We start from the raw sequence: 12,994 nt of genomic DNA on the forward strand, positions 1-12,994 counted from the left end.
GCAAAATATCCCTGTTTGTCCTTTCTTAGTAAGAATTTATAAGTTCCGGGGCTCCCCGCAAAGTACCCGGAATACGCTTCGAAGGCCATGCGTCACTTTGTGGGGGATTTTACAGGGCTCCCCGCAAAGTACCCGGAATACGCTTCGAAGGCCATGCGTCACTTTGTGGGGGATTTTTACGGGGCTCCCGCAAAGTACTTTATAAACCTACCGAAGCAAAGCAAGAAGAGCGACCGCGTTTAGAGGAAGGTTTAGACGCGATTAAACGAATTCCTGCGATTATGCATCCATTTTGAGTCGATTCATACCACTCGTGAGAAAAGCCTGCGATAATACATCAATTTCGGTCTCAAATCACCCAATCACCCCTGGAACGAGAAAAGAGATGTATTTTTACAGGCATTGCGGCGGACATGGAGCTAACCAGCCAAAAGCATGCAGATTTGCAGGCTTTTCAGTGGCAGTGGCAGTGAAATGTACAAAACCCTGCAAAATTCCAGCAGAATTGCAGGCTTTTAAATTCGGGGCTCCCGCATATAATGTCTGGCAGCAATTAGAGGTAATCTTAATTTGCAAGCCCGGGGCAAAAACAATATAATGATTCCCGGCCTTTCCTTCGGGGGCATAAGTGTGGCATCATTAGAGGTGCAGTCCGACATATTAATGGAGTGATAAATTATGGCATTAGACGGAATCGTCGTCCGCGCGATCGTTCACGAGCTGCAAGCCTGCGTCGGAGGCCGGATCGGGAAAATCCATCAGCCTTCCGCACATGACATCCTGCTGCATATCCGGTCGCACGGCAATAATTATAAATTGCTGCTGTCCGCCAACCCGACCTATCCCCGGGTACATCTGACGGAGGCCCCATTTACGAATCCGATGGAGGCCCCGATGTTCTGCATGCTGATGCGCAAATACTGCGAGAACGGAACGGTCGAATCGATCACTCAGGACGATCTGGAAAGAGTGATCCGCATCCAAATCAAGCATCGGAACGAGTTAGGAGATTTGAGCTCCAAAACGATTCTGGTGGAGCTCATGGGCCGCCACAGCAACATTATTCTGCTCGATTCGGCGGCTGAAGTCATTCTGGACGGCATCCATCATGTCACGCCGGCCATAAGCAGTTACCGGGTTGTCCTGCCCGGCAGCAAATATACGGCCCCTCCCGCACAGAACAAAGCGAACCCGTTGAGGGAAAATGAAGCCTCCTTTCGCCTTAACATGGAGCGGATGGAAGCTAACGGAGAGGAGCAGACTGACAAGCCCGAGCAGTTGCTGGTCCGTTCGTATAGTGGGCTCAGCCCGCTTCTGGCGAAAGAGATAGTCTACCGCGCAGGCAGCCGTCTCGATGGCGAGTCGCTGTGGGCGGAGTTCCACTCCTTGATGAGGAGCTTTGAGAAGAATGAGTACGAGCCTTCCATCGTAACGGAGGATTCCAGCGGCAAGCTGTTTTTCTCGGCCACCCGGCTCACTCATATTCAAGGGGAACGGCAGACATTCAGCTCCATCAGCCAATGCCTGGAGAGCTTCTATGGCAGCAAGGCGGAGCGGGATAACGTCCGTCAGAGAGCTTCCGATTTATTACGGTTTCTGCAGAATGAAAAAACGAAAAACGTCAAAAAGCTGGATAAGCTCCGGGAGACGCTGGAGGAGGCTAAAGAGGCCGACCGGTACCGGATTCTCGGAGAACTGCTGACGGCCTCCATGCACCTGTTTCAAAAAGGGGACAAAAAGGTCGAGGTTGTCAACTATTACGACGAAGAGCAAGGCACGGTCACCATCGAGCTCGATCCGATGCTTACCCCTTCGGAGAATGCCCAGAAATATTTTAGAAGATACACGAAGATGAAGAACAGCCTGACGGTCGTCCAGGAACAGATTGCCGGGACCCGAGAGGAAATCCGCTATCTGGACTCTTTGCTGCAGCAGCTGGATAACGCCGGATTGTCCGATATCGATGAAATCCGCGAGGAGCTCATGGAGCAAGGCTACATTCGGGATCGCGCCCGCAAAGCCCGCAAGAAGAAAAAAAACGGCAAGCCGGTGCTGACTTCATTCCTGTCCAGCGAAGGCGTACCGATTTATGTTGGCAAAAATAATACTCAGAACGAATATTTGACCAACCGCTTGGCGCATTCATCGGATACATGGCTGCATACGAAAGATATTCCCGGTTCGCACGTCGTCATCCGGGGACAATCCTTCGGGGAGGCGACGCTGCATGAAGCCGCAATGCTGGCTGCTTATTACAGCCAGGCAAGGGAATCGAGTCAGGTACCTGTCGATTATACACTCATCCGGCATGTCCGTAAGCCGAACGGTGCCAAGCCGGGCTTTGTCATTTATGAACAGCAGAAGACCTTGTTTGTTACGCCGGATGAAGCTCTCATTAAGCAGCTTCCCAGCGGGCAGCAGCCCTAAGCCTGCACAGGGTAACCCGCCGACCTTCAAGCATGGCGTCTTGAAGGCCGGCCGGGGATGCCGGCAGTTACTCTTCTTCGGAATCCGTCTCCTCCAGATCCAAATTTAGGATAATGGTATAGTGGACAGAATCATGCTTGACAACCTGAACCACTTCCACATATTCCGACCCCAGCTCCTCCTCCGCCTGATTGACAAGCTGCTGAAGCCCATCGCTTAATGTTTCTCCTTCTCTCAGGGCCAGCTCCGTAAAGTATTGTCTGAGCATCCTTTTTCCCTCCTTGTTTTTGAATTGCTGCTTCCGTCCGTTAATGTTTGCATTTTGCTGTTAAAACATCCAGTATCCCAATGGAATGAACCCTGTCAAATGAAAAAACGCCGGCACATGGCCAGCGCTGCTATGTTGTTTTCTTCTCCAGTTGATCGTTAAGCCATTGCTCTATTCGCTTGGTCGCTTGCTCGGGCGATTCCATATTGGCCCACAGCAAATTCAAATCTTGCCAGATGGCGTCCATCTCTTGCTGACTTAAGTTCAAGGAGCTCATCGGGACCGAGTATGGAAGGACTTCCCTGAACACGTTATAATTCCGGGGATGAATCCCGTCAGTCAACCACTGGTCGTCCTCCGCCACCGATCTCAGCATCGGAATCGTACAGCCCATCTGCTTGGCGGTCGTCTGTGCCTCCTTGGATGCCAGGAAATCAACAAAACGGCGGACCAAAGTCGGGTTGGCGCTGTGCCGGTTAATCCCTACGCCGCTTCCGAGCAGCAGAGAAACCTTCCTCCCTCCAGCCGGAACCGGCAGAACATTCCACGTAAAGTCCGATTGACGAAACTCATTCATATAATAGTAGGTAGTCAGCACCATCGCGACCCGGTCCATCAGAAATAAATGCTCCGCGCTATTCCGGCTTCCGTGCAGATAGACGGGAGATACATGGTGCTTGTACATCAAATCCACACAAAATTTCAGCGCCTCCACCGTAGCAGGAGAAGAGAAGACCGAACGGCTCCGGTCCGGTTTCATGATGCTCCCGCCATTCTGCAGCATGAAAATCGGCCAACGGTTCGCGCTGGTGGAGAAGCAGAAGCCGAATCGATCGGTTTTACCGTCGTAATTCAGATCTTGCGTACAGCGCTTGGCCGTCTCCAGAAATGAATCCCAGCTTTCAACGGCCTGCCGCGGATCGAGGCCGGCCTCTTCAAACATTCTCTGGTTGTATGCGAGCACGACCGGTGAGAAAAACAGCGGAACGACCTTCTGCTCGCCGCCGTCCTTGAACATATCGAACAGAATCGGATAGCTGTCCCTCCCGGGATCAAGCGATTCCGGCAAATAAGGATCCAGCAAATCGGTTCGATTAAGTTGATGGAACTGCCGGAAATGGAAGTCGGAGACAACGAACAAATCGACGGGAAAGCCTTTGTCAATCATTTGAACAAGGGAGGAGGTATACTCCGATTGGGGCAGCAATGTCAGCTCCACTCGGATGAAAGGGTGAAGGGATTCGTATTGCCGGATCAAATGCTCGATAATCGGAATCTCGTAAGAGCCGGAAAACCAGTATAAATGAATAACGGTTCGCTCCACCTGATCCGACGGCGGCTTGACGCGGTTCCCCTTGCCCGCAATTTTTTCGATTAGCCCCTCTTCCACTAAAGCAGCCAGTACTTTTCGCACGGAAACCCTGCTTAGACCGTATTTCTGGCTTAGCGTATTTTCAGGCAGAATGAATTCGCCCGGCGGGATCGATCCGGTCAAGATCTCATTCCGCAGCTCGTTTTCAAATTTGGCGTAGCGCTCTTGAAACAGATTTCTTCTTCGTAGCAATATGAACCGCTCCTATTTCAACTTACTAATCAGCTCGCAGGTCAAACCGTACCTTCTTGGTTATGTATATATCTTTAATATCGTAAAAACAGGAGGAAGTGCGGATTTGCACGTCCCCCTGTTTATGATCACGTCAGAATTATCCGTATATTCTATTCTATACATATTTCACTTTGTTGACAAGACTAGCTGCCGCTTCCTTGATCCGCCCCTCCACGCAAGGGTGGAAGGCGGAGGGCAATCCGAAATAAACGGCGGACTCCCCACCCTCATAGCCTCCCTCTTCGACCTGGATGGCTGTTGGAATGTAACCGATCATTCCATTGCAGTAGGCCAGAGGGAGTACTGTCCCGGAGGAAAATTGCTTAATGAATAAACCATATTCAACAACGATCTCCCCGTTCATCGTCAGGAAGGAAAGTCCGTCTGCGATCCTGACAATCTGGAGCGATAGCGGGATTGTCGGCTGATTCCGTCCGGGATGCTCCCTGAGCAGCCGGCTCCAATCGCCCCAGACTCCGCCCTCCGCCGCTTTGGCCGCCAGTTCTTCGGCATCCGGCAGCCGCCTGAACGGTAGTTCTACGATATGGGCGAAGCTCGCAAGGCTATATTGCTTAAGCGGGTTCATAGGTCTTCCGAGTACCCGGAAGACTTCATCGCTAAGCTGCCGGCCGAGCCTGCCTATATCCTCCTCGGTTCCCCTGTAGAACCTGTCTTCCTCGATCAGTGCGGGACGGATGTCCCCGCAGCAGCCCTGCAGGAAGGAGGCTATGGCGCCGTCCTCCAATTCTCTCTCGATATTTTCCATAGCGGCTCCCGGAAATTCGGAAGTCACCCGGTTATCTCCTGTTGTCGTTGAATGGCAAGTATAGTGGAACATGACGCCTTTAACCTTATTGTCCTCGGTCGTATAACGGATTACGGTTACCTCCGGATCGATAGGCCCTTGCGGATTGGGAGCCATAACTATCCTGCCGTCCACTTCTTTACGCCGATTGATCCCGATTCGGCAAGCTCCGCTGCCCTTTGCCGCCGTAACGGGCTCCAGGCCGGCATAGGCCTGCCCGATTCCAGCCAGCAACTGCTCCTCCATCCATTCCACATAGTCCGAATCCATTGGACCTAACGCCGGAACAAAGAGCCGGGTCGTTTGCGGCCCTCCATGGGTATGACTTGCATGAAGAATGACCTCTTCGCGTTCGAGCCCCCAGCGTTCTTTCAGCTTGCGGTAAAGCGCGTCCATCCGTTCCGTACCCCACCAAATCAGATCGGCCTGGACCAGTAGGGATTGACGCTGCCGGCCTTCCCCGTCTGTCTGACGGAAAGCCCAAACTCTCAGGTATAAACGCCGCGCAATACCGTCAAAGTTCCCTTGACGGTGGGCAAAGCCGGATAGCGGAACCGGATGGGGCGGAGTGATGTCCGTCTTGGCTGTTCCCAGCAGAAGCTTCCCGGTCATATCCAGTCCTTGTCCCGGGTAATTTCTTTGCCCAGCCGGGAGGATTTGTAGATGGCTTCCACCAGCTCCACAGCTCTTAAGCCGTCCTTCCCGGGAACGGCCACCTCGCGGCCCGTCTCAAGCGCTTCAATGACATCGGTCAATTGTAATCGATGGTATAAGTTCGAAATGCTTTTCGGATCGGCTACCCCTCCGCCGGAGCCGGATTCCGTTATCTCCGACGGCTGATCCACCCCTTCTACGGTCCAATGCTTGATGGACGTTCCTTCGATTTGGATCGAGCCCCGATCGCCGTACAACGATAAGGCAGGCTGAAATCCAGGTTTGATGCTGGTGGATGCCATAATGGTGCCGAACGCCCCGTTCGCGAATTTGATGATGGCGAGACCCATGTCTTCCGCTTCCATTCGGTGCGTCTGGGTAGCTATCTGGCCGTAGACCGAGCTGACTTCACCCGCCATCCAAAGCATCAGGTCTATGGAATGAATTCCTTGGTTCATCAGCGCTCCGCCGTCCTCCGAGATCGTTCCCCGCCAATCCGCCGAATCGTAATATTCCTGAGTCCGGTAATAAGGGGCCGTAATTTGTACCAGGAGCAGTTTACCGAGTTTCCCTTCGGCCACTACCTGCTTCACCCATTGATGCTGAGGCTCGAACCGCCTCTGGGAAATGACTGACAATATTAACCCCTTGTCCTCCGCCAGCCGGACCAGTTCTTCGGCCTGTTGACTCGTCATCGCGATCGGCTTCTCCACGATCAGATGCTTGCCCGCCATCAGCACTTCCTTACCGATGGATGCATGGGTTCCGCTGCTTGTCGTCAAGCAGACTATGTCTACCCCCGGATGATCGAGGAGCTGTCTGTAATCGGTTGTCCAATCGCAGCCTTCCCGCTCCGCCACTTCCTTGGCCCGATGCTCCTTACGATCCGAAATAGCAATCAGTTCAGCTTGTTCGATCTCGCGTATGGCATTCATGTGAAAATCGGCGACACTTCCGCAGCCGATCAGTCCGAATCCCCAGCGTTTCAATCGATACCCGCCTCCTTCAAGAGCTTCTTAAGCGCTGCCAATGTCATCGCCGTGCCGTCCTTGGCCGTGCCTCCCTCGGGAACATAGTGTGTTTCGATAGTAAACAACCCGTCGTAGCCATCCCGCTGCAGAGCACGGAACTGCTCCAGGAAAGGAACCTTCCCCGATCCGATGGGAACACACTTCGATTGGCCTTCCGGAGTGATATAGGCATCCTTCAAATGAACATGCGCAAGCCCGTCCTTGACCGCATTATAGCCTTCCGGGAAAGATGGCCTTCCGCCGTATTCCTCATTCCCCGGATCCCATAGCACCTTCAAGCTGGGGGAATTAACCTTGGCCACGATGCTTCCAACCTCGCTGGCAAATCCTCCGTTACATGCCGGTTCGTTCTCCAGCAGCAGCATAATGCCTGCCTTGCCGGCAATTTCCGCCGCTTTGCGCAGGTGGTCTACGATTTCCAGCTCGTAACGGGCAGGCTCCTCCTCCCGCCAGAAAGAGAAGATGCGGATTTTATCGGTACCCAGCAGCCGGCAAATCTCGATCGCCCGATCCAGCTTGGCGAAATGGGCCTCCACTGTTTCCTCCTGCTGTCCGAAAGTGTCTCCGGATGCCACGGGCCGGGCCGGGTCCAAAGCACATTTGAAAAGGGGAGAGGCGATCGCAGATACGAACAGTCCGCGTTTCTCCACTTCCTCTTTAACTGTAGCCACTTGCTCGTCCGACAATTGGGAAACGTTCTTCCCGTCAACCATCCGGACCTCCACATGAACCAGCTTCTGCTCCGCTATCCAATCCAGAGCTTCGGTGAAATTAGCCGACACTTCGTCCGTCAATACTCCCAAACGGTTCAATACCATTGCTCTCACTCCTTATTCTCGGCGACCAGAAATCGTATCTGTGACCTATCGTATAGAGTCGCACGTTGTTCTAACCAAATAGTACCATGACCGTCAGCGCCTTGCCATATAAAGACTAAACAGACAGGCAGGACTGCATTACCTTCCGGACGCCATGGGCAATGTCCTGAATATCCTGTTCGTCACCGAGAAGCATATTCTGAACTATCCACAGCACTTCCTTCTCGCTGGCTTTCTCGCTGACCGGGCATGAGAACTCGCGCCGCTCTCCGGTCCACTTTTCAATTTCCGCCAGCACCGCTTTATTTTTGTTTAAAGGAACATAGCCGGCAGCTACCGGAATTCCTTCCGCATTAAGCTTGGCGATCACATCCTCTTTGGAGATGCGGTCGGTCAAGCCGGAAGCGATTTTGAACATATACAGATGATGCGCGTGGGTAGTGATCCTCGGGTCTCTCTTGAACACTTCCACACCTTCGATGTCCTGAAGCAGCTCCGTAAGCAGGGCGGCATTTTTCTCGCGGAGGGCAATTTGTTCATCCAATCGCGTCATCTGGCCCAGCAAGATCGCAGCCTGAAATTCGGTCATCCGCAAGTTCCAGCCGATATGCTCATGCTGATACCAGGCGCCATCGCGAACCCGCCCCACATTAGAGAGGGACCAGGCCATATCCGCAAGCTCCTCGCTATTGGTCAGAATAATACCGCCTTCGCCCGAATTGATATTTTTACTGGATTGGAAACTGAAGGTTCCCAAATCGCCGATCGCTCCTACCCCGACATTTTCCCATCGCGCTCCCACCGCCTGAGCAGCGTCCTCGATCAGCTTCAACCGATGCTTGTGCGCGATCTCCTTCAGCCGGGTCATGTTCGCCGGAGCTCCTGCAATATGAACCGCGATAATTGCTTTCGTCTTGTCCGTAATCGCCGCTTCCACCTTATCGGGATCCAGCAGCAAGGTCTCCGGATCGACATCGACAAACACCGGGATAGCTCCGAACATCAATGCAGAGGAAGCGGTTGCAATAAAAGTGTACGGCGGCATGATGACCTCATCTCCCGGCTGCACCCCGGCCGCCTGCAGCGCCACGGTTATCGCTACGGTTCCGTTGACTACCGTAACCGCATGCTTGGCATCATGATAAGCCGCGAATTTCTCTTCCAGCTCGGGAAGCTTGATACGGCCGGTGCCCCCCCATTTGCCCGAGTGAAGCACCTCCAGCAGCAGCTGCTGTTCCAGCTCGCCATAAATAGGCCATTCGGCAAACGGCTTGGTTCTGACCGGAGTTCCTCCATCGATCGCTAATTTTTCCATTCCAATCCCTCTCTTCAGGAATTATAATAAGATATAGGTATGATACATGTAACTACATTAAAGCACAATAACATCCATATTTCCAGTATTTTTGTCGAAACGTTTCTAACATTTCTCCAAATGATCAACTTATCCAACCTGTATGTCATCTCATGCTATAATGAAGCCAAACCCATTTCTATAATAGAAGGAAGATCAGAGCGATGAGGAGAGAAAATGAATTTCTTTATTCGCAGTTAGCCAATATTTTACGGGAGCAGATTTGGTCGGGCTTCATTAAACCCGGACAATATCTGATGTCCGAGAACGAGCTGTGCAAATATTACGGAATGAGCCGCACTTCCGTGCGCAAATCGCTGGAGCAGCTCGCCAAGGAAGGGCTGGTTATCAAACGCGTCGGCCAGGGTACGATAGTGGCGCCCGACTTGAAAATTCCTGAGAGCAAGCAGAAGGTTCTGCGAATTTTAGCCACATCCCCTTCCCATTATATTGAGCACTGCATGCCCTATGTCCTAGAAGAATTCAAGAGACGCTACCCGAATGTGGAAGTCAAGCTGTTGAACTTCCCCACCCCCGATTTCTGGGAGTCGGTTCGTGCCAGCAGCGAGCTGGGAATGAAGCCCGATCTGTTTTTTGTCACCAACCGGCAATTGGCGGAGCTGGAAAACCCGGAGCTGGTCCTTGATCTGAGCGATGTGCTGAAGGACAGCCTGCCGTCCATTTATCCGAAGCTGATTGAAGCGTTCCGCACGGGAGACAGGCTGACGGCCGCGCCCGTCACTTTCTCAACGGTTTATTTGGCCTACAACCCGCAATTGTTCGAGCGTTACGGCGTCCCCGCACCCACCGCGAACTGGACCCGGGAAGACTTCATGCGGACAGCCCGACAACTGACGCTGGATACCGATGGAGACGGAATTGTCGATCAGTACGGCTTCTCTTTGTCTTCCTCCATAAGCCGTTGGCCGGTCATTGCCATGCAAAACGGGGTATTCTTCAACGAGGAAACCACTAAGGAAGGGCTCCTGCGGACACTCCAATTTCTGCACGATATCCTGTTCCGCAACCGTTCCGCTTCACTGTACCAGTTTTCCCGGCTGTTGAATTCCGAGGCTTTCGCCATGCAGAAAGCGGCAATGATTCTGGCCACCTCGATTGAACTGGCCGGGCTGCGCAGTCTTCCGCTCCCGTTCGAGCCGTTGGTCGCACCGCTGCCGTTCGGAGAATGCAAGTCTACGCTTCTGGTGTCCAACTCCCTGCTTATTCCGGCGGATGCCGGAGACAAGGAGCTTGCCGTCGAATTTTTGAAAACCGTTTATTCAGCCGAGCTTCAAGAGCAAGTAGGCCGCAGCACCGGATTTCTATCGGTCTTCGAGCCGGTTAATCGCAAGCTGTGGGACAAGTCCTATCTGGAATCTTTGAATATGACCGGTGACCAAATCAATCACTCATACTTTTTGCACGAGCTGTTCGCGGATTATAACCTGATTGAAGAGCTCGAAGCCGAGATGGAGATGTTCTGGGCGGGAATGGAATCCGCCTCCTCTTTCGCGGCAAGGCTGTATGAAATGATCAAAACCCGGGATCACGAGCTGTAGGGCTGCAGCAGACTAGCTCTGCCGCAGCCACCGGTCCAGAAAGCGGTAAGCCAGCAGGCGGATTTCGTCCGGGAAATCATGTCCGGAATTCCCCATTAACGAGACAAACCGCTCCTTCGCCCCCAGCCAAGTATAGAGCTGATCCAGCTCGCCCATCGCCTCCAGGATCGGCTTCCAGTGAGGGAAGATTCGGTCCTGCTGGGCACTCCAATTGAAGAACGGCACCGGGGCGGCCAATGCGGCAATTTCGTGAAATTCAAATGGCACTTGGCCCCGCTCCACCTCATCGGATATGACCGGCAGGTGGGAGAACCAGTCCCTCCGTCCCCAGCGATGCGTCTCCTCGTCCCCGGTGAACGTACTGAAGCCGCAGCTGCTGACGACCGCCTTCACCCGTCTATCGACCCCGGCGAGAAAAAAGGCATTGTAGCCTCCGAGCGAATGGCCGATAGCCCCGATGCGTTCCCCATCCACGAATTCCAATGATGTCAGTAAATCCAGGCCATATTGATGGTCCAGCATCATTTTGCCCACCGCGCTCCACTCGTTATGCCGCTCATAGAATGGCGCTGTTTGATAAGCCTGGCTTCCGGCATAGATCCGTTCCCCTGCTGTAATTGTATCGGGCGCAAGAACTACGTATCCCCGCGAAACCAGCTCCAGCCCGTAGCGTCTTCCCTCCCTGCCGCTCAAGGTCGCTACATCGTCCTTGCCTTCCGGCGCAGTGGGATGCAGGGCTAACACGGCGGGATATCGTGCGCCGGGGCTGGGAGAAGACTGATGACCCGGAATTAGCAGATAGGCCGGCACCCGGTCGCCATCTGCCGTCCGATAGGTAAGATGCAGCCGGATATGATCCGGCTCCTTACTTTCGGACCGTATTTCATACTCTAAGCCCTCTCTGTTCGGCAGGCCTCCGACCACCTCCATCCAGCGGGTATAAATTTGGCTGCGCTTCTGCTGCCATTGTTCCGCCGTCTCGATCTGATCCAGCAAATGTGGAATGCCGGATGAATTCAATTCGGAAAGCTCGTATCCATGCTTCAAAATAAATCCCCCTTGTAAATAGGCTATGCGATCGTCTAGATGACAAGAAAAGGTGCCGTTCCGGACTTCTGTTTCCCGGATGAGAATTCTCTTTTATAGGAAAAGCCTCCAGGAGGACCTGAAGGCTTAACCCAAGTGTTGGGGATCACCGCTAATTGCTTTTTTGATAATGAAGGGCGACCTTGCGGATCCCCGCAATGATGTCCTCCACATCCTGATCGGTATAGAATTCATCCACGCTCAACCGGACGGCGGTATCCAGAATCTGTTCCGCTGTCGGGCACAGCCCCTTTTCATACGTTATTCCGGTTAAGTCAAACGGATAATGGCTTCCCGGATAGGCATGCCGTTCCTGGAACAAGCTCTGCAGGTACACAACCGTTTTAATATAGCCCGGTGTATTGGGAATTCCTTCGGCTTTCAGAGCCTCACAGAACTCTTCACGAGTACAGGTCAATTCCTCTTCCTTAATTCGAAGCATATAGAACCAGTAACTGGATTCTCCGCCTTCGGTTATACGATGCGGAGAAATTCCCGGGAGTCCTTGAATTCCGGCCGTAATCCGGTCGCCATACTCCTTGCGCCTGTTACAAATCCACTCCAGCTTCTTAAGCTGGGCAATTCCAACAGCACCCTGAAGCTCGGTCATCCGGTAGTTAGGGGCCAGATAAGCGAGGTCCCGGTTAAACAGATTTCCGAAACGATTATAATTTTTATCCGCAAAAGCATGAGTGACGTAATAATCCTCTTCCTCTCCCGAGTTGACCGTCACGATTCCTCCGTCCCCGGTGGAAATATGCTTGAAATCATTCGTGCTGAAGCAGCCGTAATCCCCGATGGTTCCGGCCAGCCGTCCTTTATAACGGCACATATAGCTCTGTGCGCAATCCTCAATCACCTTGATTCCATGCTTGCGGGCAACAGCCATGATCGGATCCATATCACAAGGGTTACCGGCAAGATGAACGACGACAATCGCCTTGGTGCGCTCCGTAATCCGCGCTTCGATCGACTCCGGAGTCATGTTATAGGTATGCGGGTCCAGGTCGGCAAATACCGGAATCGCGTTCTGATACAAAATGCCGATTAGCGTTCCCTGGTCGGTAATCGGGCTGGTAATCACCTCATCGCCAACCGTTACGCCAGCCGCTCCCAGAGCCACATGAATGGCTGCCGTTCCGGAGGATGCGGCTACGCTGTATTTGACCCCATACAATTCATTAAAATCATGGAGAAATTGCTTCACTTTATTGCCGAAATGGTAAAAAAGCGTATTCTGCTCCATAGCCTCAATCAGTTCCTTGACTTCCTCCAAGCCGAACCTCTTACCCGTTCCGAAGGGAGTCGTCTTTACGGGAGTTCCGCCCAATACCGCAAGTTTGTCACGTGTAGCCACTTTATCGCTCATTTTGTCATTCTCCTTTA

General features: G+C 52.9%; 10 protein-coding genes. 2 read left to right on the forward strand and 8 right to left on the reverse strand.

Features of this window, described 5'->3' with window-relative positions; genetic code table 11:
- Positions 1–678 precede the first annotated feature (678 nt).
- Positions 679–2,427: an Rqc2 family fibronectin-binding protein gene (locus ACFQ03_RS00425; protein WP_379285387.1), complete on the forward strand. Its 1,749-nt coding sequence runs from the start codon at positions 679–681 to the stop codon at positions 2,425–2,427.
- A 67-nt stretch (positions 2,428–2,494) separates the two neighbouring features.
- Here ACFQ03_RS00425 and ACFQ03_RS00430 read toward each other — a convergent pair whose 3' ends face one another.
- The 6 genes from ACFQ03_RS00430 to ACFQ03_RS00455 form a co-directional block, all read right to left on the reverse strand.
- The gene (locus ACFQ03_RS00430) at positions 2,495–2,695 is read right to left on the reverse strand and encodes a hypothetical protein (RefSeq protein ID WP_379285389.1); all 201 of its coding nucleotides are present in this window, start codon (positions 2,693–2,695) and stop codon (positions 2,495–2,497) included.
- A 130-nt stretch (positions 2,696–2,825) separates the two neighbouring features.
- Positions 2,826–4,259: an extracellular solute-binding protein gene (locus ACFQ03_RS00435; RefSeq protein WP_379285391.1), complete on the reverse strand. Its 1,434-nt coding sequence runs from the start codon at positions 4,257–4,259 to the stop codon at positions 2,826–2,828.
- Between the two features lie 157 nt (positions 4,260–4,416).
- Complete coding sequence (locus ACFQ03_RS00440; RefSeq protein ID WP_144933558.1) at positions 4,417–5,718, reverse strand: neutral/alkaline non-lysosomal ceramidase N-terminal domain-containing protein; 1,302 nt, start codon at positions 5,716–5,718, stop codon at positions 4,417–4,419.
- Positions 5,715–6,749, reverse strand: coding sequence for a Gfo/Idh/MocA family protein (locus ACFQ03_RS00445; protein WP_144933559.1), 1,035 nt, complete (start codon positions 6,747–6,749; stop codon positions 5,715–5,717). Before ACFQ03_RS00445 ends, ACFQ03_RS00440 begins: the two co-directional genes overlap by 4 nt.
- Positions 6,746–7,609 carry a sugar phosphate isomerase/epimerase family protein gene (locus ACFQ03_RS00450; protein ID WP_150959714.1) on the reverse strand — a complete coding sequence of 288 codons (864 nt, stop codon included), beginning with the start codon at positions 7,607–7,609 and terminating at the stop codon, positions 6,746–6,748. Before ACFQ03_RS00450 ends, ACFQ03_RS00445 begins: the two co-directional genes overlap by 4 nt.
- Positions 7,610–7,724: 115 nt before the next feature.
- On the reverse strand, positions 7,725–8,924 hold the full coding sequence (locus ACFQ03_RS00455) for a DegT/DnrJ/EryC1/StrS family aminotransferase (protein ID WP_150959715.1): 1,200 nt from the start codon (positions 8,922–8,924) through the stop codon (positions 7,725–7,727).
- A 203-nt stretch (positions 8,925–9,127) separates the two neighbouring features.
- Here ACFQ03_RS00455 and ACFQ03_RS00460 point away from each other — a divergent pair, with 203 nt between their 5' ends.
- On the forward strand, positions 9,128–10,522 hold the full coding sequence (locus ACFQ03_RS00460) for an extracellular solute-binding protein (protein ID WP_144933562.1): 1,395 nt from the start codon (positions 9,128–9,130) through the stop codon (positions 10,520–10,522).
- Between the two features lie 12 nt (positions 10,523–10,534).
- Here ACFQ03_RS00460 and ACFQ03_RS00465 read toward each other — a convergent pair whose 3' ends face one another.
- Both ACFQ03_RS00465 and ACFQ03_RS00470 read right to left on the reverse strand, forming a co-directional pair.
- A complete protein-coding gene (locus ACFQ03_RS00465; protein WP_379285395.1) occupies positions 10,535–11,569 on the reverse strand; it encodes an alpha/beta hydrolase family protein in 1,035 nt (344 codons plus the stop codon).
- 151 nt (positions 11,570–11,720) lie between these two features.
- Positions 11,721–12,977 carry a DegT/DnrJ/EryC1/StrS family aminotransferase gene (locus tag ACFQ03_RS00470; RefSeq protein WP_144933563.1) on the reverse strand — a complete coding sequence of 419 codons (1,257 nt, stop codon included), beginning with the start codon at positions 12,975–12,977 and terminating at the stop codon, positions 11,721–11,723.
- Positions 12,978–12,994 lie beyond the last annotated feature (17 nt).

It is taken from the genome of Paenibacillus residui, assembly GCF_042677205.1.
GTDB classification, from domain to species: domain Bacteria; phylum Bacillota; class Bacilli; order Paenibacillales; family NBRC-103111; genus Paenibacillus_L; species Paenibacillus_L residui.

Excerpts from the sequence above, each read along its gene's own strand:
- ACFQ03_RS00425 (WP_379285387.1), top strand. The coding sequence starts at position 679 with ATGGCATTAGACGGAATCGTCGTCCGCGCGATCGTTCACGAGCTGCAA.
- ACFQ03_RS00430 (WP_379285389.1), bottom strand. The coding sequence starts at position 2,695 with ATGCTCAGACAATACTTTACGGAGCTGGCCCTGAGAGAAGGAGAAACA.
- ACFQ03_RS00440 (WP_144933558.1), bottom strand. The coding sequence starts at position 5,718 with ATGACCGGGAAGCTTCTGCTGGGAACAGCCAAGACGGACATCACTCCG.
- ACFQ03_RS00450 (WP_150959714.1), bottom strand. The coding sequence starts at position 7,609 with ATGGTATTGAACCGTTTGGGAGTATTGACGGACGAAGTGTCGGCTAAT.
- ACFQ03_RS00455 (WP_150959715.1), bottom strand. The coding sequence starts at position 8,924 with ATGGAAAAATTAGCGATCGATGGAGGAACTCCGGTCAGAACCAAGCCG.
- ACFQ03_RS00460 (WP_144933562.1), top strand. The coding sequence starts at position 9,128 with ATGAGGAGAGAAAATGAATTTCTTTATTCGCAGTTAGCCAATATTTTA.
- ACFQ03_RS00470 (WP_144933563.1), bottom strand. The coding sequence starts at position 12,977 with ATGAGCGATAAAGTGGCTACACGTGACAAACTTGCGGTATTGGGCGGA.